The organism is Sinomonas sp. T428B, from assembly GCF_056780155.1.
In genome coordinates, this window is record NZ_JBRAZR010000001.1 from 613,589 (window position 1) to 632,795 (window position 19,207).

A 19,207-nucleotide genomic window follows, 5' to 3' on the forward strand; every position below is an offset into this window, starting at 1 on the left:
TCAGGCCTCGGCACCCGCGGTCGCGGCGGCAGCGCCCTTGGCCTCGGCATCCTCTGTGTCTTCTGCGAGGACCTCGACGTTCACGACGTCCTCGATGACCGGGTTGGAGAGCATCGTCGTCGCGGCGTTGCGGGCCTGCTCGAGGACCTCGTCCGTGACCGGGCCCTCGACGGTCAGCTCGAAGCGCTTGCCCTGGCGGACGCCGCTGAACGCGGTGAATCCGAGCCGCGGCAGCGCACCCACGATCGCCTTCCCCTGAGGGTCGAGAATCTCGGGTTTGGGCATGACATCGACAACGATCCGCGGCATCGAAAGGGGCTCCTGTGCTTGGGGGTGGTTGGGCAAGCACTGGGGCTTGCAACCCGATTCTACGCCAGCCGCTTACCATGGCCCGCATGCACCCCGGTACCCCCGATCCAGACTCCCGCTGCCCCTGCGGCAGCGGCGACACCTACGCCGCGTGCTGCGGCCGGTTCCACGTGGGCCCCGCCCCGGCGCCGACGGCCGAGGCGCTCATGCGCTCGCGCTACAGCGCCTACGCGATCGGCGGCCCGGAGCTGACCCGATATCTGCTCGCGACGTGGCACGCGTCGACGAGGCCGGCCACGCTCGAGCTGGACGGCTCGACGCGATGGCGACGCCTCGACGTCGTTCGCACGACGGCGGGCGGCCCCTTCGACGCGCACGGCACCGTGGACTTCGCCGCCCACTACACCCAGGCACCCGACGGCGAGCGGGGCGTCCTGCGCGAGCACTCGCGCTTCGTGCGCGAGGGCGGGCAGTGGTTCTACCTCGACGGGGACATCGCCGAATGACGGAGGGCGGGGCGGAAACCGCACGGAAAAAGTGCGCTATTCCGCCGGCGCTTTCGGGCCCGGAGGGGAGTAAATTCCTGACCACGTCCCACCGGCTTGAGGAGGAACCATGACGATGCATGTGACCGAAGTTTCCGGCTGTACTGTCGACAACTGCGCCTTCAACCACGAGCACGAGTGCAACGCCTTCGCGATCACCGTCGCGGGCGGCCAGGACCACGCGAGCTGCGGGACCTTCATCGACACGTCGTCGCTCGGTGGCCTGCCCAAGGTCCTCGCGCACGTCGGCGCGTGCCAGCGCAACGAGTGCATCCACAACGACCACCTCATGTGCAACGCGCATGACGTGAGGGTCGGCCCCGGCGCCGACGCCGCCGACTGCCTCACCTACGAGCACCGGTAGCCCTCGTGGCGCGCAGGCCCCAGACGGCGCTGCCGTTCATCATGGCGGTGGCCGTCGCTGCAGGGCTCGCGCGCATGGTCCTGAGAAAGATCAAAGAGGACAGGGAGGCACGGGCAGCGCAGCGCACGGACACGGGGACACCGCGGCAGGACTAGGCCTCGGCTGCCGACGGTCCCGCCCCCAGGGGCCGGTAGTACAAAACAACTACAGATGCCATAGGAGGGGCGCACCGCAAGCGGTGCGCCCCTCTCCTGCATGCTCACCCCTCCACCCTTGCGGGGTCCCGTCCCAGCGTTGCGGGGTCACGTCTCAACGATCCGGGGTCACGTCCCAGCGTTGCGGGGTCACGTCTCAACGATCCGGGGTCACGTCTCAACGTTGCGGGGTCACCTCCCAAGGATGCGGGGTCAGCCCTGCCTGGCGACGGAACCTCTGGGCCATTCCCCCGGGGGAGCGGGCGCTCAGGCGAGGGCGGCCTCGAGGGGCGCGAGCGCCGTCGTCAGCCGCTCCCGCAGCACGGTGGCCTCGGCGGCGAAGCCGCGCTGGGCCTCGACGTACTCGGCCTTGCCGGCGGCCGTCTCGATGGGGATGGGCGCGTAGCCCCACTCCGAGAGGTCGTAAGGGGAGGCCTGCATGTCCATGGTCCGCACGCGCCAGGCCAGCTCGAAGCAGTCCATGAGCAGCTCGCTCGGGACGGCGGGGCCGAGCTTGTACGCCCACTTGTACAGGTCCATGTTCGCGTGCAGGCAGCCGGGCTGCTCGAGCTCGCGCTGGGTCGCGCGGGTGGGCTGGAGCTCGTTGCGCGGCGCGGCGTCCGGCGTGTAGAAGCGGAACGCGTCGAAGTGCGTGCAGCGGATCCGGTGCTCCTCCACGACTCGGTCCGTCCCCTCGGCCCCGAGCCGCAGGGGCAGGTACTCGTGCCGGATCCCGAACTTCTCCGAGCGGTACACCATCGCCCACTCGTGCAGCCCGAAGCAGCCGAACTGCGCCGGCCGCGCCGCGGTCCCGCGCAGGATGACCCCGCAGAAGCGGAGCGTCTCCTCGCGCTCGGCGGCGTAGGCGGGCACGTCGAGCACGACGGCGGGCGCGCCGGGCGCTATCTGCGCCGCCTCCCGCTCGGCGTCGGTCAGCGCGCGGTAGTGCTTCCAGCCCAGGCGCTCGACGGCGGCGTCCCCGGCGAGCGCGATCCCCGCACCCGGGTGCCAGCGCCCGAGCTGCCCCGGCTTGTGCGTGTAGTACGTGAAGAGGAAGTCTTCGACGGGGTGCTTCCTCCCCGCGTTGCGCCGCGCCACGAACGGCTCGGCGAACGCCGCGACCCGCTCAGCGTGCGCCCGGGCGCGCGGGAGCCACTCGTCCTGGAACAGGACGACGGCGGGCGGCGCGGGAGCGGGGGAGGGCACCCATCGATTATCCCCGAAAGCGGCACGGCGGCGCCGGGCTGAATTCACCCCGGCGTCACTGCCCCGTCAGCTCGGCGCGCGACAGTCGGGGACATGACTGACATCTCACGTCGTTCCCTCGTCCTCGGAGCCCTCGCCACCGGCGCCGCCGGTGCCTTGACCGCCGCCGCCGCGGGGCCGGCGTCGGCCGCCACCTCGGTGCCCGCGGCGCCGCTCGTACGCAGCCGCCTCACCCTCCCGTCCGGCATCCAGACCGGCGACGTCACGACCGACTCCGCCGTCCTGTGGTCCCGCGCGTCGGGTCCCGGCCGCCTCGTCGCGACGCTCCGCGCCGTCGACGCGGACGGCGCCATTCTGCGCGGCAAGGGGGCGTTCGAGCGCACGCTGCGCGGCTCGTGGGCCAGCGCGGACACGGACTTCACCGCCAAGATCGCCGCCGACCAGCTCCCCTCGGGGACCCGCTTCCAGCTCGCGCTCCAGTTCGAGGACCCGGAGGGGAACCTCGGCGAGGCGGCCCAGGGCTCCTTCACGACGCCGGCGGGCGCGGACGCCGCGGGCCGCACCGCCGCGCTCGGCCACGAGGTCCCCCGCGGGCAGAGCTTCGTGTGGACCGGCGACACGGCGGGCCAGGGCTGGGGGATCAACGAGGAGATCGGTGGCATGTTCGCCTACGCGGCGATGCACGCGACGCGTCCGGACTTCTTCGTGCACTCCGGCGATACGGTCTATGCCGACAACCCCATCCAGGCCTCGGTCACCGAGCCGGACGGGCAGGTGTGGCGCAACCTCGTCACGCCCGAGGTCGCCAAGGTTGCCGAGACGCTCGACGAGTTCCGCGGCCGGCACCGCTACAACCTCATGGACCGCAACGTCCGCGCGTTCTACGCCGAGGTCCCCGTCATCGCGCAGTGGGACGACCACGAGACGCACAACAACTGGTGGCACGGCGAGGTCATCGAGGACCCGCGCTACACGGTTCGCAGCGTCGACACGCTCGCGGCGCGCGGGCGTCAGGCCTGGCAGGAGTACCAGCCCATCGCGGACCGCCGGGCCATGGCGCCGGGGATCACGGGGTTCGAGCCTGCGCGCATCTACCGCCACGTCCCGCGCGGGCCTCAGCTGGACCTCTTCGCGCTCGACATGCGCTCGTCGAAGGGCGAGAATACCGCCGGCCTCGAACCGACGGCGACCCCGCTGCTTGGCGAGGAGCAGGTCCAGTGGCTCATCCGCGAGGTCACGCGCTCGAAGGCGACCTGGAAGGTGATCCTCGCGGACCTCCCGCTGGGCATCGTCGTGCCGGACGGTGCCGCACAGGAGTCCATCGCGAACCGGAACGACGGCGCCCCGCTCGGCCGCGAGCTCGAGCTCGCCCGAGTGCTCAAGGCCTTCAAGGACGCCGGGGTCAAGAACATCGTGTGGCTCACGGCGGACGTGCACTACTGCGCCGCGCACCACTACTCGCCCCAGCGCGCCGCGTTCCGGGACTTCGACCCGTTCTGGGAATTCGTGGCCGGGCCCATCAACGCGGGCTCCTTCGGGCCCAACGCGATGGACCTGACGTTTGGGCCCGAGGTCGTCTTCGCGAAGGCCGGCGTGCGCGCCAACCAGTCCCCGCGCGACGGCAAGAGCCAGTTCTTCGGGCACGTGGAGATCGACGGCGGCGACACCTTCGCCGTGAGCCTGCGCAACGCGCTCGGCGAGACCGTCTTCTCGAAGGTGCTGACGCCCGAGAGGTGAGGGGCAGTGGGGCGTGCCCCCGGATCCACCAGCGTTGCGGGGTCACCTCTCAGCGTTGCGGGGTCACGTCCCTAGGATGCGGGGTCACGTCTCAGCGTTGCGGGGTCACGTCCCTAGGATGCGGGGTCAGACGACGCCGCTCGGCGGTCCGATGAGCGCCTCAGCCGCGTTCCAGTCGGCGATCTGGCAGCCGTCGGTGCGGGTGAACCGGCGGTCCACGTGGGCGCCATCGAGTGTCCCCGTGACCGTCGCGACGTCCGGTCCGCCGTACTGCTGCGTGCAGAGCCGGTTCTGGACCGGCGGCGCGAGCACGTCCCGCCTCGCGTCGACGAGCGCGCATGCCGCGGCGGCGGTCGGATGCGTGCTCTCCGGCAGTGGCGTGGAACCCGAGCAGCGCAGCGTCCAGCGGTGCTCGGGCTCGCCTGGGGCAGGGACGACGACGACCTCGAGGTCCGCCATCTGCCCGCCCTGGGTGCCGCTCGACTGCCCCGAGGTGGAAGGCGTGGAACTGGAGGGGCTCGGCGTGGATGGTGTGGGGCCAATGGGACCGGGGGTCGAGGGCCCGAGCGCGCAGGCCGTCAGCAGACCGAGCACCGTTGTGGCGAGCATCAGCGCGCGGGCATGGAGTTGCATGCTTCCTCCTGGCTGGTCAGGCGGCACAACTCAACTCTAGGAGGTGACCCCGCATCGTTGGGAGGTGACCCCGCATCGTTGGGAGGTGACCCCGCATCGTTGGGAGGTGACCCCGCATCGCTGGGAGGTGACCCCGCAAGGCAGGGAGGTGACCCCGGATCTAGGGGAGGGCGTCCGCCGTGCGGCTGGCCTGGGCCGCGGCGATGAGCCGCATCATCGACCCGTGCAGCTCGACGGCCTCCTCGCGGGAGATATTGAGCCGGGTCATCATGGTCCCCGGCACGTCGAGCGCCTGTCGGCGCAGGGCCGCCCCGCGGGGGGTGAGGGCGACGTCGAGGGCCCGCTCGTTGCCCGGCTGCCGGGTCCGGGTCACGAACCCGGCCTCTTCGAGCCGCTTGAGCAGGGGCGTGACTGTGGCCGGTTCAAGCAGCAGCGCCTCGCTGATGTCCCGGACGGTGCGGGGACTGCGCTCCCACAGCGCGAGCATGACGAGGTACTGGGGGTGCGTGAGCCCGAGCTTCTCGAGGACCGGCCGGTAGGCGCCCACGACGCTGCGGCTCGCGACGCTCAGCGCGAAGCACAGCTGCCTCTCGAGCAGGAGGTCCTCATCCTGGGCGGCCATGGCACCCCTTTCGCGATTCATTAGTGCACTAATCATCAGGGTACTATGGTTTGTGCGACTGGTTGTCGATTCGCGCCGAGGAAAGGACCTGCCATGGCCGGGGAGAGCTTCACCCACAAGTTCATGAACGTGACGGGGAAGCTCCGGGCGATCTTCGGCCCGGCACACCGCAGCTCCCTCACCCATGAGATGACCGAGACGAACCGCGCACTGCTCGCCCAGCGCGAGGCCGAGACCCAGCAGTGGGTCACGGTCACGAGGCCTGACGGCAGCACCTACGTCGTCCCGAAGGACCCGGGCGACCAGTCGCTGCGCTGATCGTCGCGGAGCCTGCCGATCGGGGCGCCTCCACCCTGAGACCCGCATCACCTCCGGGCGTACAATGACGCCTACCGGAAAGGGGGTGAAGAAGGATGCCCCGCACGCGCAGAGGAGTGCTCGAGACGTTCATGCGCGCAACCGGAAGGGCTGCTGCGATCTGGGGACCGGCGGCCAGGTCGGATCCCAACGCGCCGGTCCTGCACAAGCACGACGCCTATGAGGATGCCTCGGATATCGAGCTCACGACCTTCGAGGTTGTCACCGACTCCGACGGACACCACTACGCCGTCCGCAAGGACGAGAAGCCTCCAAGGACGCACCACTGAAGCGTCCCCTCCGAAACACCCCCGCTGAACCAGCCAGTCCCACCGAACCAGCAGTCCCACTGAACCACAACGGCCGGCGACCTCCCCTGCGGAAGGCCACCGGCCGTCGTCGTGCGCGGCGGGCGCCGAGCGGGCGCCGCGATGCGGGCTCTAAACCGCGGTCACCGGCCCGTCCCGCCGTAGACGGTCGCCTCGGTCTCGGCGTCGAGCTCGAAGGCCGAGTGGATCGCGCGGACGGCGTCGTCGAGCAGGTCGGCGCGGGTCACGACCGAGATGCGGATCTCCGAGGTCGAGATCATGTCGATGTTGATCCCGGCGTCGGCGAGGGCCTTGAAGAACGTCGCGGAGACGCCCGGGTGCGAGCGCATGCCGGCGCCGATGAGCGAGAGCTTGCCGATCTCGGCGTTGTACTCGATGCTCTCGAAGCCGATGCGGTCCTGGGCGGACTTGAGCGCATCGAGGGCGTCGGCGCCCTCGACGATCGGCAGGGTGAAGGAGATGTCCGTCGAGCCGCGGCCGTGCGTCGAGACGTTCTGCACGATCATGTCGATGTTCGAGTGGGCGTCCGCGATCACCTGGAAGATCTCCGCGGCCTTGCCCGGGGTGTCCGGGACGCCGACGACGGTGACCTTGGCCTCGGAGCGATCGTGCGCGACGCCGGAGATGATGGGCTGTTCCAAAGCGACTCCCTCGCTGACGGTGGTCTTGTCCTCGGGGCTGGGCAGCACCCACGTCCCCTCATGCTGGCTGAACGACGAGCGCACGTGCAGCGGCACTCCGAAGCGGCGCGCGTACTCGACGCAGCGCAGGTGGAGGATCTTGGCGCCGGAGGCGGCGAGCTCGAGCATCTCCTCGCTCGAGATGCGGTCGATCTTCTTCGCGGCCGGGACGACGCGAGGGTCCGCGGTGTAGACGCCGTCGACGTCGGTGTAGATCTCGCACACGTCCGCGTCGAGCGCGGCGGCGAGGGCGACGGCGGTCGTGTCCGACCCGCCGCGGCCGAGCGTCGTGATGTCGTTGCTCTCGCGGCTCATGCCCTGGAAGCCTGCGACGATCGCGATGTTGCCCTTGTCGAGGGCGGTGCGGACGCGGTGCGGGTCGACGTCGATGATGCGCGCCTTGCCGTGGATGCCGTCCGTGATCATGCCGGCCTGCGAGCCCGTGAAGGACTGCGCCCTGGAGCCGAGCTGGTTGATCGCCATCGCGAGCAGGGCCATCGAGATGCGCTCGCCCGCGGAAAGGAGCATGTCCATCTCGCGCGCGGGGGCGCTGTCCGTGATCTCGGCCGAGAGGTCGAGCAGCTCGTCCGTCGTGTCGCCCATCGCGGAGACCACGACGACGACCTCGTGGCCGGCGCGCTGGTTGTCCACCACGCGCTGCGCCACCCGCTTGATGCCCGCAGCGTCCGCGACGGAGGAGCCGCCGAACTTCTGGACGATCAGCTGCCGGGTGGGCAATTCGAGGGGCATCGACATGCGGGCACGCTCACAGGGCTCGAAGACTTCAGGGATGGTCCCCGCCATTCTACCGTCCGGCAGGGGGCGCCGATGAAATCGTGACGTCCGCCCGGTGCCCGCCCAGAGCCCCGGACCTAGGATGGTTGTACGGCTGCTGGGGCCAGAGTGGAGCTAGGACATGGAACCAGCGCGCGCCCCGGAGGGGGCCCGCCGACCCGACCCGGCCGCCGAGGACCTCGGCGCCGTGGGGCGGTTCGCGCCCGCGGGAGCCGTGATGGCCGACGGCGTGCCCCCCGAGCGCGGCTCCCGGCGCCTCGAGCGCGGCGCGGCGCTGCGATGGCACTCTCTCGCCGTCCTCTCGCGGGCCCGCCGCGAGCTCGTCTCCCTCGCCCGGACCCCCGGCTGGTGGCTGGGGCTCGCCGTCTCGGTCGCGGTGGCCGTCGGGACCGTCATCGGGCCGCTCCACGCCCTGCTCCTCGCCGCGGCCGACTACACCGAGCCCTGGCGCGACCCCAAGGTGGCCGTCGCCGAGGCACTGCCCGTGCTCGCGCTCTGGGCCCTCCCGCTCGCCGTGTGCCCGTGGGCGCTCCTGACAGGCGTCGCGGCCCCGCTGCGGCCGCGGCACGCCACGGCCCATGCGGCCCTCGCCCGGATCGTCGGCCGCGGGCTGCTCGTCGGCGCCGCCGCGGCCGCCGTGCACGCGCTGGCCGGCGCCGCCCTCGGGGCTTACGGGCCGCTCGTCGCGGCGTCGGCTGCCTCCGGCGCGTGGACCGCGGCGCTGCTGGCCGCGGTCGGCACCGGGGTGCGGGCCGCCGTCGTGCATCGGGCCTGGTCCTGGGCCGCTGCGGCGGCCGCGGTCCTGTGGCTGGGCGCGGGGAACGCGGCCGCCGCGGCCTGGCTCCTGCCCACGACCGAGGACACGATCGCCCGGCACTACGCTGTGAACGTCGAGCGGGACGCCGACGGGATGCTCGTCTCCTACGAGTGCACCGACTTCGAGCTGACCCCGTACACGGGGCAGCGGCCCGAGATGGTGGTCTGGCTGGCCGCCGCCAACCCCGTCCTCGTGGCCGTGGCGGCCACCGGGGACGCCATGCCGCGGGGCTCGGTCGTGGCGTGGACGGCGGATGCGTACAAGGCCGCCGCCGTTGGCCCGTCCGCGTGGGAGCCCTGCCTCGAGGGGCACAGCACGAGTCCCGGCACGCCGGCGCCCCTCGACGTGCTCGGCCACACGCAGCTCGCCGCCACGGCCGCCGTCCTCGTGGGCATCGGGGCCCTGCGCGGGCGGGCCAGGCGCAGTAGGGTGGGCGCAGGACGTCAGGCGCAGGATCCAGGGGGAAGCTGCCGTGAGTGATGAACCCGCCCCGGCGGACAACGGCACGGACGACGGCGGCGCGCTGGCCGAGCCTGGCGCCGCACCGGGGCGCAGGGCGCCAGCGGCCGGGATCGAGGTGCGGGGCGTCGCGCGCAGCTTCGGCCCCGTGCAGGCCGTGGTCGACATGGACTTCGACGCGCCGCCCGGGCAGGTCACGGCCCTGATCGGGCCGAACGGCGCGGGCAAGACGACGCTCCTGCTCATGCTCGCGTCGCTGCTCGCGCCGGACGCCGGCAGCCTCCGGATCGACGGCTTCGATCCGATGGGGGACCGTGCCCAGGTGCGCCGGCGCGTGGGCTGGATGCCGGACACGCTCGGGGTGTGGGAGTCCCTCACGGCCCGCGAGATCCTCGTCCAGATCGGCCGCTTCTACCGCCTGCCCTCCGCCGACGCCTCGGCCCGCGCCGCCGAGCTCCTCGAGCTCGTGCACCTCGGCGAGCTCGCCGACCAGCCCGCGCGAGTGCTCTCCCGCGGGCAGCAGCAGCGCCTGAGCCTCGCCCGGGCGCTCATCCACCGCCCCACGACCCTCCTCCTCGACGAGCCCGCCGCTGGCCTCGACCCCGCCTCGCGCGTCGAGCTGCGCCGGCTCCTGCGCAGCCTCGCGGCCGAGGGGACGACGATCCTCGTCTCGTCCCACGTGCTGAGCGAGCTCGACGAGGTCGCCGACTCGGCCGTGTTCGTCAGCGCCGGGCGCACGGTCAGGCACCAGCGCGTCGACGACACGTCCGGCGGCCGCCGCTACGCGCTGCACGCCCTCGACCTCGGCGCAGCGCGGATGCGCTTGGCCGAGCTCGGCGTCGCCTTCGCCGACGAGCAGGGGCGGCGGCCGTGGCTGAGCATCGTGCTCGCCACCGAGGACGACGCCGCGCGCCTCCTGCGCGACCTCGTCGCCGGAGGCGTCGCCGTGACGGCGTTCGCCCCCGCCGGTGGGGCGCTCGAGGAGGCGTACCTGCAGATGGGGGTCGAGCGGCGATGAGCGCACACGTGGCCGGCGCCCGGGAGCGGGCAGGCGTGGGGGCGTGGCTGCGCGGCGTGTGGGACGTCGTCGTGCTCGAGGCGAAGCAGCGGCTGCGCTCGCGCGGCTGGTACATCATGCTCGCGGTGTGGTTCGTCGTGATTGGGCTCGTGACCTGGCTGACCTGGGCGAGCTGGAAGGCGCAGCAGGAGCTGAACCGCTCCGTCACCTCGCCGGACGGCGTGGTCCCCGACCTGCCGCCGGAATCGGCCGGCCCGGGCAGCATGATCTTCGAGGTCGTGCTCGCGTTCGTGCTGTTCCTCGCGCTCATCGTGGCCCCGGCCCTGTCCGCGAACGCGGTCAACGGGGACCGGGCGCAGGGCACGCTCGCCGTCGTCCAGGCCACGCTCCTGAGCCCGGGCCAGATCCTCGCCGGGAAGCTCGCCGCCGCGTGGGTCGCGGCCCTGGCCTTCCTCGCGGCCGCGGCGCCCTTCCTCGGGATCGGCGTGGCCCTCGGCGGGATGTCGCCGGCCACGATTGCGGTCTCGCTGCTCATGCTCGCGGTCGAGCTCGCCGTCGTGTGCTCGATCGGCGTCGGCGTCTCGGCGCTCGCCGGCAGGCCGCTGTTCTCGATCGTCGTGACCTACCTGCTCGTGGCGCTGCTCGTCGTCGGGACGCTCATCGCGTTCGGGTTCGGCGCGTCCCTCGCCCGAGGCACGATCCGGGCCAACACGCCGTCGTACCTCGAGAGCACCCCTGCCCAGCACATCCCAGACCCGGCGTCCCCGGGGTACACGTGCAGCGGGCCGCTCACCCAGCGGGAGGTGGTCCGGACCGAGCGCGTCGCGTGGTTCCTCGCGATGAACCCGTACGTCGTGGTCGCGGACGCCATCCCGTACCCGGACCGCAGGGGCCAGACGAATCCATACCCGCAGGGCGCGATCGAGTCGATCAGCCAGGGCGCTCGGGCCGCGCTCGCGGGACCGGACGCCGTCTACCCGTGCGCGAACGGGGAGCCCAAGCCCTCGTACCTCGTGCAGACAACGCCGCTGTGGCCGCTCGGGCTCGGGCTCCAGATCGTCCTCGCCGGCGGGCTGTTCGCCGCCGCGCGCGGGCGGCTCGTGACCCCCGCGCGCCGCCTGGCCAAGGGCACGCGCGTAGCCTGAGCCCGCCTCTGAGGGGGTCTACCCCGCCGCGCCGCCCCCGCCCGCCTGCCCGACGAGCTCGGGGTAGTGGATCCGCGCCGTCTCCGGGTGCGCGCGCAGCCAGCCCTTGAGCACGTTCGCGCCGTAGGAGGCGAGCATCGGGTTCTCAGGGTCGTCGGAGACGCCGCGGGCGTCGGCGGCGAGGGCGGGCGGGAGCTCGACCTTCTCGATCACGGCGTCGAGCCGCGGCGACCAGAAGAACGGCACCGAGTAGCGGTCCACGCCCGCTCGCGGGGCCGTGACCCGGTGGATCGTGGCCATGAGGTAGCCGTCTGTCGCGACCTCGAGCATCTCGCCGAGGTTCACGACGAGCGCCTCCGGGATGGGCGGGACCTCAATCCACGTCTCCTGCCCGTAGGGCTTGACCTCGAGGCCGCCCACGGCGTCCTGGAGGAGGAGCGTGACGAAGCCGTAGTCCGCGTGCAGGCCCACGCCCTGCTCGCCCGCCTCCGGGACGACCCCGGTGCCCACGTAGTGGACGAGCTTGCCCATCCAGGCCGGCGTGCCCGCGAAGGGCTCGTCGAAGTGGTCCGCAGGCAGGCCGATCGAGACGGCGATCGCGGAGAGGAGCTCGGCGCCCACGTGGCACATCAGGTCGGCCCACTCCATCGCGGCCTTCTCGAGGGCCGGGAAGCCGGCGGGCCACTGGTTGTGCCCCTGGAGCCGGAGATAGGGCCTGTCGGCTGGCACGTCCGGGAGCGGATCGAGCTCGGGCCCGAAGTCGATCTGCTCGCGCGCGTCCGCCCGCCCGCGCGTGATCTCGGTGCCGAGCCGCGTATAGCCGCGGAACTGCGGGGAGTTGCGGTTGTCGAGCGCGAGCCGGTCCTCGAGCGGGAGGCGGAAGAACTCGGCCACGGTGTCCAGGAGCTCCTGCTCCTGCCCGTGCCGCGCCCCGTAGCCGGTGACCTGGAAGAAGCCGACGCTGTGCGCGGCGTCCCGCAGGGCGTCGAGGAAGCCCGGGGCGAAGGATCCGTCCGCCGCCTTCGCGGCGGAGAGGTCGAGGACCGGGATGGAGGTGCGCGCGGTGCTCATGCCTCCTAGCATGCTCCGTCTGGGCCGCGACCGTCATGCCCTCGCCCGCTCGAGTCCGAGACTCGACGCGGCGGCCTCGATCAGCTGATCGCGCTGCGGCGCCCCTCGAAGGCCCGGCCGAGGGTGACCTCGTCCGCATACTCGAGGTCCCCGCCGACCGGCAGGCCCGAGGCGAGGCGCGTGACCGTGACGCCGATGGTCTTGAGCATCCGCGCGAGGTACGTCGAGGTCGCCTCGCCCTCGAGGTTGGGGTTCGTGGCGATGATGATCTCGGTGACGGCGTCGTCGTTGAGCCGCGTGAGCAGCTCCCGGATGCGCAGCTGGTCCGGCCCGATCCCGGCGATGGGGTTGATGGCCCCGCCGAGCACGTGGTAGCGGCCGCGGTAGGCCCTCGTGCGCTCGACGGCGAGGACGTCCTTTGACTCCTCGACGACACAGATCACGCTCGCGTCCCGACGCGGGTCGCGGCAGATCGAGCACGTGTCCTGCTCCGAGACGTTGCCGCAGATCTGGCAGAACTTGACGCGCTCCTTGACCCCGGTGATGGCGGCCGCCAGGCGAAGCATGTCGTCCTTGTCCGCCTCGAGGATGTGGAAGGCGAGCCTCTGGGCCGACTTGGGGCCGATGCCGGGGAGCCGGCCGAGTTCGTCGATCAGGTCTTGGACTGCGCCTTCATACACTCCTCTACGCTACAGCCCTCTGTAGCTAGCGCGGAGCGATGACAGTCCCGTCCAGGGCCCGCTCCTCGATGAGCTTCCCGCCGAGGATGCGCTCGACGGCCGCCCGCCCGAAGAGGCTCGAGACCTCGATCGCCTCGTCGTCCGCGCTCGGGACGTCCTCGACGTAGGCCTGCGGGGCCTGCGGCTGTTCCTGCGTCCCACGCTCGGCCGCGGACCGGCTCAGCCTCTCGTACATGCTCAGCCGGCGGCCGCCCTCGGAGGCGCCGTTGGGGGAGCCGCCGTTCGACGCTGCATGGGTCGCGGAGCTCCCGTTCCGGGGCAGCTGCGCCGCCGCCGGCGCGTAGGCGGTCGCGGACGACGGCGTCGGGCCGGGGGCCGATGCCTGAGGCGCCGAGGGCGCGGGCGCGATGCCCGTGCCGGGCGACGTGTGCGACGAGCCGGCACCCGCGGGGGTGCCTGACGGGACGGGTGCCGCTGACGTTGCGGCGGCAGGGCCGCCCTCCGTCCGGACGTTGGTCTCGGAGCCGACGCTCCAGACGCCGGGCGAGGACTCTCTCGCGTAGGACCAGGGGTCCGCCGTCGTGGGGGACGACGTGGGCGAGGAGGCGTCCGTCTCGGGCGCTGGGCCGGGGGAGCCGGAGGCGGCCGCGGGCCGGGAGGGCGCCTGCGCCGGACGGGATGCCCCGCGGGCAGGCGCATAGCCGTCGTCCTCGGGGTACGGCTCGTCCCACTCGCTGGGCGGCTCCTCGTCCGAGTACGGGATGTCGTCGTACGGGCTGGCCTGGGCGGGACTCGGGGGGCTGGAGGGGACAGCGGCCGGAGGGACAGTGCTCGGGGCTGGGGCAGTGCTCGGGGACGGGTCGGCGCTCGGGGACGGGGCGGCGGGCCTGGCAGCCGCACTCTGGGCAGGCCCCGCCGTCTGAATCCGCCCCGGGCTCGGGATCGTCGCTGGGTTCTGGCTGGGCGCCGGGCTCTGGGCCGGTGCCGGGGCGAGGCCCCACGCGATGTCTGCCTCGGAGGGCGTCGGGGGTGCGCTAGCCGCTGCCGGTGTTGAGGCCGGGCTGCCCTCGGGAGTGCTGGAGCGCGTGCTGTTGGCAGACGCACCGGAGGCTTCGTTGCCCGCCCCCGCGGTGCCGGGCTGGGCCTCCGCGGGTCGACCCGTCGTCGGCTGGGCCGCCTCGGGCGTCGCGCCGCGTGACTCGGCAGCAGGCGACTCGGGCGCGGGCACAGGTGTGCCCCGACCCGGGTCAGCCGGTGCTTTTGGGGAGCCGCCACCCCTCGCCGCCGCGGACGGGGCGACGCCGGGCCCGTTGCCTCCGGTCACGGCGTCGATCTGGCAGTCCACTCCGAGGACCTGCTGGATCGCGCGGCGCAGGTTGTCGGCGTGGTCGCTGCGCATGAACGCCGAGGCCAGGCCCGACGTGCCGAACGCGAGAGCCAGGGTGCGACCGTCGAAGCCCGCCACCGAGGCGTTCGGGCCCACGAGTGCCCACGTGCTGCGCTTGACCTTCGCGAGCGTGTCGAGGATCTCGGGCCACGCCCGGCGGAACATCTCTACGCTGCCGGCGCCCCCGCCTGCCTGCTGCGCCGAGGTGGGGGCCTGTGCCGCCGGGGTGGGGGCCTGCGGCGCCAAGATGGGGGCATCTACCCCACGCTCCGGCTGGGAATCGGTCCGCTCAACGACCGCGGGCGGTTCGGTCCGACCGTCCGCCGTGGCCGGCTGGGAGGCCTGAGCCACAACCGGGGCAACCGCGGCTCGAACCTCCGGACGCGGGTGCGCGCCGGCTTCCTTCGGTCCCGGCTCCGGTGCCGTTACCGCGGCAGGCGATTCCCCGCCGTCGTGCGCGAACGCGAGACGGCGCTCGAGCCGGTCGACGCGGGCCGCCCAGCCGCGCTCGGTCGCCTCCGCGCCCGGGAGCATGAGCCGGGCGCACAGGAGCTCGAGGTGCAGCCGGGGCGAGGTCGCGCCGGTCATCTCGTTGAAGGCCTCGTTCGTGACGTCGGCGGCCCGGGACAGCTCGGCCGCGCCGAGGTTCTGGGCCTGGACGCGCATGCGCGCGAGCTGGTCGGCCGGGACGCCGCGCAGGATCGACTCGGCGGCGTCAGGCAGGGCCTGGACGATGATGAGGTCGCGGAATCGCTCGAGCAGGTCCTCGACGAAGCGGCGCGGGTCGTGGCCGGTCTGGATCACGCGGTCGACGGCGCGGAACACCGTGCCGGAATCGCCCGCCGCAACGGCATCGACGACGTCGTCGAGCAGGGCCGCGTGCGTGTAGCCCAAGAGTGCGACGGCCAGCTCGTAGTCGAGCCCGTCGGGACCTGCACCCGCCATGAGCTGGTCGAGGACGGAGAGCGAGTCGCGCACCGAGCCGCCTCCCGCACGGACCACGAGGGAGAGGACACCCGGGGCGACCGGCACGCTCTCGGCCGCGCACAGCTGCTCGAGGTAGGCAAGCAGGGGCTCGGGCGGGACGAGCCGGAAGGGGTAGTGGTGCGTGCGGGACCGGATGGTACCGATGACCTTGTCCGGCTCCGTCGTTGCGAAGATGAACTTGATGTGCTCCGGCGGCTCCTCGACGATCTTCAGGAGCGCGTTGAAGCCCGCCGACGTGACCATGTGGGCCTCGTCGATGATGAAGATCTTGTACCGGTCCCGCACGGGGGCGAACGTCGCGCGCTCGCGGAGGTCGCGGGCATCGTCGACGCCGCCGTGGCTCGCCGCGTCGATCTCGATGACGTCGAGTGAGCCGGCGCCGCCGCGCGCCAGCTCCACGCAGCTCGGGCACACGCCGCACGGATCCGGCGTCGGGCCCTGCTCGCAGTTGAGGCAGCGGGCGAGGATGCGCGCGGAGGTGGTCTTGCCGCAGCCGCGGGGGCCCGAGAAGAGGTAGGCGTGGTTGACCCGGTCCTTGCGGAGCGCCGTCATGAGCGGCTCGGTGACGTGCTCCTGCCCGATCACGTCTTTGAACGTGTCCGGCCGATACCGGCGGTAGAGGGCAGCGGGAGAACTCACAGGGAAACCCTACCAATCTCGCCAGGGGCCGAGCCCAGTTATCCACAGGCGCCGGCTGCCGGCCGGGGGAACGAAAGGACCCCTCATGCACCCGCCAGAGCCCACCTACCCTTGCTACCTTCCGGTCCTGGGGGAGTTCAGCAGGATGACGCCACATGAGGGGCCGGGGAACAGTCTACCCGACGCATCCGGGTGCCCTGTCACTGGCGCAGAAGGCCCGGATTTCGGGGCCTGAGACCGCCGATTCGGTCCACGCGCTAGGGTCGGGTATTCTGGAGTCTGCTCTGAACGAGCAAGCCTGGAGGATTCGCCTAGCGGCCTATGGCGCACGCCTGGAACGCGTGTTGGGTTAACAGCCCTCGGGGGTTCAAATCCCCCATCCTCCGCGCGCAGACACCCTCGGTCCATGACCGGGGGTGTCTTTTTTCTTGTCGCTCCCGATGTGTACGTGGTCTCCTCCGACGACTACGTGGCTTCGCCTTCGAGGACTACTTGTTTGCCTCTGACGAGTACGTGACTTGGCGGAAAAGGGGTGTTCAAGCCGCTGCCGAGGACGTGAGAATTATCGCATTGCGCAGGCTGGGTGCGCGGACCAATTAAATCCGATTGATGCGCCGTGCCTGCGGCGCCATGACCGATGGGGGCAGTCCGATCATGCACCGCGCTATGCACCGCGCCACACCCGCCAAACTCCGGCGAGCCCGGGTGAGGGCAGCAGCAACTCTCTTCACCGCCCTGGGCACTACTGCCCTCACGGCCATGCCCGCCTTCGCTGGCGACATCCGGTCGATCACCGCGGACCCCGACGCCGCGGTGGCCTTCTACCGGAGCGACGTCCGCACCGTAACGGCCAGCCCGGATACCTCGGAGGCGACAGCGACGCCCGTCGCCGCAGAGTCGACAGACCTCAAGCGGCCCGAGGCTGGGAGTCTTTACACGCCGCTTGAATCCTTCACCCCCGGCTCGGTCTTCGGCTACCGCACGAACCCGATCACGGGCGAGGCGGGCGAGTTCCACTGGGGACAGGACTATGCCGCCCCGTGCGGCGAGCGCGTCTACGCGGCCGACGCCGGCGAGGTACGGGCCGCGGGCTGGCATCCGTGGGGCGGTGGGAACCGTGTCGAGATCGACCACGGCAACGGCCTCATCACGACCTACAACCACATGCAGGGCATCGCCGTGGAGAAGGGCGACGTGATCAAGCCCGGGCAGGTCATCGGCGTCGTGGGCTCCACTGGCTCCTCGACAGGCTGCCACCTGCATTTCGAGACGATTCGTGACGACGAGCATGTCGATCCGGGAACCTTTGAGTTCATCCCGATCCCGAAAGAGGCTCTCCTCGACGAGCCGCTCGAAGTCACGGACTACACGCCCAGGGACGGCGTCGCGACGAACGAGCGCCAGAGCTGGGCCATCCCGGCTCGGGCGGCCCAGCCGCTCGACGACGAGGTCGTCATCCCCACCTGGCAGCCGCCGGCAGCCCCGCAGCTTTTCGATCCGACCCCCGTCGGCCCGCCGGCGGCTGCGCCGTTGACGAGGCCATACACCAGGCAGAGCACCGCGCCTGCTCCGGCGCCGGCTCCCGCTCCGGCTCCTGCGCCGGCTCCTGCGCCGGCTCCGGCGCCTGCTCCGGCTCCGGCTCCCGCACCCGAATCCGCGCCGGCTCCCGCACCTGAACCCGCGCCTGAGCCGGCTCCCGCACCTGAACCCGCGCCGGCTCCTGCGCCTGCTCCGGCTCCGGCTCCTGCGCCTGAACCGGCGCCTGAGCCCGCTCCTGCCCCCGCGCCCGAGCCGGCCCCCGCGCCGGTTCTCGAGCCGGTCCCGGTGTACGAGCCGGCCCCTGCGCCCGCGCCGGTGTACGAGCCGGCCCCTGCGCCCGCGCCGGTGTACGAGCCGGCCCCGGTCGTGGCTGTCGCGCCCGCACCGGCTCCGGCCCCTGCGCCGGTGGTCATCGCCGCGCCGTCGACGGTCACCGCCGACCCGACCGCCGTCCCCGCGGAGCCCGCCCCGGCTGTCGTCGACCCGACTGCCGCCGCGCCGGCGTCGTAGGCACCCTCGAGCGGGGCCGGCCGGGAGCATCCCGGCCGGCCCCGCTGGTGTGTGCGGCTCCGCCGGCGGGCCTAGACTGGCCGGATGCGCCTGCACGAGATCGCCCTGACCCTCAACGACGGCACCGAGACGACGTTCGGCCGGTTCGCCGGGAGCGCCGTCCTCGTGGTGAACGTCGCCTCCAAGTGCGGCTACACGCGTCAGTACGACGGGCTCGAGGCCCTCTACCGCCAGTACCGCGACCGCGGCCTCGTGATCCTGGGCGTGCCGTGCAACCAGTTCGCGGGCCAGGAGCCCGGGACGGACGCGGACATCGAGGAGTTCTGCCGTCTGAACTTCGGTGTCAGCTTCCCGCTCGCCGCCAAGGCCAACGTTCGGGGCAAGAACCAGCACCCGCTCTACGCGGCCCTCACGCGGTTCCCTGCGGGGGACGAGCGCGGCGAGAAGGTCGCGTGGAACTTCGAGAAGTTCCTCGTGAGCGCGGAGGGCGAGACGGTGGGCCGCTTCCGCTCGTCGGTCGAGCCCGAGGCCCCCGAGCTGCGCGCGGCCATCGAGGCCCTTCTTCCCGAGCCCGCGGGCGTCTAGCGCCCACTGCTCCCGGGGGTCGCCGCCCACGCCCGCCCGACGGCGTCGAGCGCCGCCTCGAACCCGGCAGCCCAGTCGACGCCCGGAGGGGCCATCTGGCTCAGCTCGAGGCTCACGAGGCCATGGACCTGCGCCCAGATGACGAGGGCGATCTCGGGGACGGGGCCAGGGCGGACCCGCCCCTCACGCTGGCCATCGGCGACGGCGGCGTGCAGCGGCGCAATGGCGCTGTCAGCGATCTCCGGCGTCGGCGAGCACCCCTCTGACAGCGCCAGTGCGCCGCCGAACATGAGCCGGTAGAGCGCTGGGTGCGCCACCGCCCACTCGCGGTAGGCCGCGCCCAAGGCGCGCAGCCCGCCATCGGACGCCGCGCGCTGGGACGCCGCGAACGAGGCGAACCCGGCATCCAGCACTGCGCTCACGAGCTCTGCCTTGCCGCCGAAGAGCGAGTAGACGGCTGTCGTCGAGGTCCCTGCCTGCCGGGCGACGTCCCGGAGCGCGAGCCGTGCGGGGCCGTCCCGGTCCACGAGCTCGGCGGTGACTTCGAGGAGGCGGTCGCGGAGGGCGCTGTCGTGCACAACGGGTCTTGCCATGCCCTC

19 protein-coding genes, 1 tRNA gene and 1 other RNA gene are annotated in these 19,207 nt (G+C 72.4%); 11 read left to right on the forward strand and 10 right to left on the reverse strand.

Annotation, left to right across the window (positions count from 1 at the left end; all coding sequences use genetic code 11):
• On the reverse strand, positions 1-309 hold the full coding sequence (purS, locus tag ACUYMY_RS02880) for a phosphoribosylformylglycinamidine synthase subunit PurS (protein WP_481702137.1): 309 nt from the start codon (positions 307-309) through the stop codon (positions 1-3).
• Positions 310-395: 86 nt separating this feature from the next.
• Between purS and ACUYMY_RS02885 the strand changes: the two genes are divergently transcribed.
• Both ACUYMY_RS02885 and ACUYMY_RS02890 read left to right on the forward strand, forming a co-directional pair.
• The gene (locus ACUYMY_RS02885; protein ID WP_481702138.1) at positions 396-815 is read left to right on the forward strand and encodes a YchJ family protein; all 420 of its coding nucleotides are present in this window, start codon (positions 396-398) and stop codon (positions 813-815) included.
• A gap of 109 nt (positions 816-924) precedes the next feature.
• Complete coding sequence (locus ACUYMY_RS02890) at positions 925-1,218, forward strand: DUF1540 domain-containing protein (protein WP_481702139.1); 294 nt, start codon at positions 925-927, stop codon at positions 1,216-1,218.
• Positions 1,219-1,679: 461 nt separating this feature from the next.
• Here ACUYMY_RS02890 and ACUYMY_RS02895 read toward each other — a convergent pair whose 3' ends face one another.
• Positions 1,680-2,618, reverse strand: a complete 939-nt coding sequence (locus tag ACUYMY_RS02895) for a 3-methyladenine DNA glycosylase (protein WP_481702140.1) — start codon at positions 2,616-2,618, stop codon at positions 1,680-1,682.
• A 93-nt stretch (positions 2,619-2,711) separates the two neighbouring features.
• Here ACUYMY_RS02895 and ACUYMY_RS02900 point away from each other — a divergent pair, with 93 nt between their 5' ends.
• Positions 2,712-4,355, forward strand: coding sequence for an alkaline phosphatase D family protein (locus tag ACUYMY_RS02900; protein WP_481702141.1), 1,644 nt, complete (start codon positions 2,712-2,714; stop codon positions 4,353-4,355).
• 126 nt (positions 4,356-4,481) lie between these two features.
• On the opposite strand, the gene ACUYMY_RS02905 is transcribed toward ACUYMY_RS02900, so the two are convergent.
• Together ACUYMY_RS02905 and ACUYMY_RS02910 are read right to left on the reverse strand one after the other, a co-directional pair.
• Positions 4,482-4,988 carry an SSI family serine proteinase inhibitor gene (locus ACUYMY_RS02905; RefSeq protein ID WP_481702142.1) on the reverse strand — a complete coding sequence of 169 codons (507 nt, stop codon included), beginning with the start codon at positions 4,986-4,988 and terminating at the stop codon, positions 4,482-4,484.
• 160 nt (positions 4,989-5,148) lie between these two features.
• Positions 5,149-5,610, reverse strand: coding sequence for a MarR family winged helix-turn-helix transcriptional regulator (locus ACUYMY_RS02910; protein WP_481702143.1), 462 nt, complete (start codon positions 5,608-5,610; stop codon positions 5,149-5,151).
• Between the two features lie 93 nt (positions 5,611-5,703).
• Between ACUYMY_RS02910 and ACUYMY_RS02915 the strand changes: the two genes are divergently transcribed.
• On the forward strand, positions 5,704-5,928 hold the full coding sequence (locus ACUYMY_RS02915) for a hypothetical protein (RefSeq protein WP_481702144.1): 225 nt from the start codon (positions 5,704-5,706) through the stop codon (positions 5,926-5,928).
• Positions 5,929-6,059: 131 nt separating this feature from the next.
• On the forward strand, positions 6,060-6,257 hold the full coding sequence (locus tag ACUYMY_RS02920; protein WP_481702145.1) for a hypothetical protein: 198 nt from the start codon (positions 6,060-6,062) through the stop codon (positions 6,255-6,257).
• Between the two features lie 161 nt (positions 6,258-6,418).
• Here ACUYMY_RS02920 and ACUYMY_RS02925 read toward each other — a convergent pair whose 3' ends face one another.
• Positions 6,419-7,732, reverse strand: coding sequence for an aspartate kinase (locus ACUYMY_RS02925; RefSeq protein WP_481702146.1), 1,314 nt, complete (start codon positions 7,730-7,732; stop codon positions 6,419-6,421).
• Positions 7,733-7,892: 160 nt separating this feature from the next.
• Here ACUYMY_RS02925 and ACUYMY_RS02930 point away from each other — a divergent pair, with 160 nt between their 5' ends.
• From ACUYMY_RS02930 to ACUYMY_RS02940, 3 genes are read left to right on the forward strand one after another with little or no spacing between them, the layout of a single operon-like run.
• Positions 7,893-9,068, forward strand: a complete 1,176-nt coding sequence (locus ACUYMY_RS02930) for a hypothetical protein (RefSeq protein WP_481702147.1) — start codon at positions 7,893-7,895, stop codon at positions 9,066-9,068.
• Positions 9,061-10,065, forward strand: a complete 1,005-nt coding sequence (locus tag ACUYMY_RS02935; RefSeq protein WP_481702148.1) for an ABC transporter ATP-binding protein — start codon at positions 9,061-9,063, stop codon at positions 10,063-10,065. The genes ACUYMY_RS02930 and ACUYMY_RS02935 overlap by 8 nt, the downstream gene beginning before the upstream one ends.
• Complete coding sequence (locus tag ACUYMY_RS02940) at positions 10,062-11,210, forward strand: ABC transporter permease (RefSeq protein WP_481702149.1); 1,149 nt, start codon at positions 10,062-10,064, stop codon at positions 11,208-11,210. The genes ACUYMY_RS02935 and ACUYMY_RS02940 overlap by 4 nt, the downstream gene beginning before the upstream one ends.
• A gap of 18 nt (positions 11,211-11,228) precedes the next feature.
• On the opposite strand, the gene ACUYMY_RS02945 is transcribed toward ACUYMY_RS02940, so the two are convergent.
• From ACUYMY_RS02945 to ffs, 4 genes are all read right to left on the reverse strand, one after another.
• Positions 11,229-12,281: an isopenicillin N synthase family dioxygenase gene (locus ACUYMY_RS02945; RefSeq protein WP_481702150.1), complete on the reverse strand. Its 1,053-nt coding sequence runs from the start codon at positions 12,279-12,281 to the stop codon at positions 11,229-11,231.
• A gap of 80 nt (positions 12,282-12,361) precedes the next feature.
• A complete protein-coding gene (recR, locus tag ACUYMY_RS02950; protein WP_481702151.1) occupies positions 12,362-12,961 on the reverse strand; it encodes a recombination mediator RecR in 600 nt (199 codons plus the stop codon).
• A 25-nt stretch (positions 12,962-12,986) separates the two neighbouring features.
• Positions 12,987-15,974 (reverse strand): DNA polymerase III subunit gamma and tau, encoded by a 2,988-nt coding sequence (locus ACUYMY_RS02955; protein ID WP_481702152.1) that lies wholly within the window; start codon positions 15,972-15,974, stop codon positions 12,987-12,989.
• Between the two features lie 71 nt (positions 15,975-16,045).
• Positions 16,046-16,142: signal recognition particle sRNA small type (ffs, locus tag ACUYMY_RS02960), an RNA gene on the reverse strand.
• Between the two features lie 132 nt (positions 16,143-16,274).
• Here ffs and ACUYMY_RS02965 point away from each other — a divergent pair.
• From ACUYMY_RS02965 to ACUYMY_RS02975, 3 genes are all read left to right on the forward strand, one after another.
• Positions 16,275-16,360: transfer RNA gene (locus ACUYMY_RS02965), tRNA-Ser, on the forward strand.
• 319 nt (positions 16,361-16,679) lie between these two features.
• Positions 16,680-18,023 (forward strand): M23 family metallopeptidase, encoded by a 1,344-nt coding sequence (locus ACUYMY_RS02970; protein ID WP_481702153.1) that lies wholly within the window; start codon positions 16,680-16,682, stop codon positions 18,021-18,023.
• Positions 18,024-18,107: 84 nt separating this feature from the next.
• On the forward strand, positions 18,108-18,608 hold the full coding sequence (locus ACUYMY_RS02975; RefSeq protein ID WP_481702154.1) for a glutathione peroxidase: 501 nt from the start codon (positions 18,108-18,110) through the stop codon (positions 18,606-18,608).
• On the opposite strand, the gene ACUYMY_RS02980 is transcribed toward ACUYMY_RS02975, so the two are convergent.
• Entirely contained in the window at positions 18,605-19,201 is a 597-nt protein-coding gene (locus ACUYMY_RS02980) for a TetR/AcrR family transcriptional regulator (RefSeq protein WP_481702155.1), read from the reverse strand. The two genes, ACUYMY_RS02975 and ACUYMY_RS02980, sit on opposite strands and share 4 nt — an antisense overlap.
• Between the last annotated feature and the right edge of the window lie 6 nt (positions 19,202-19,207).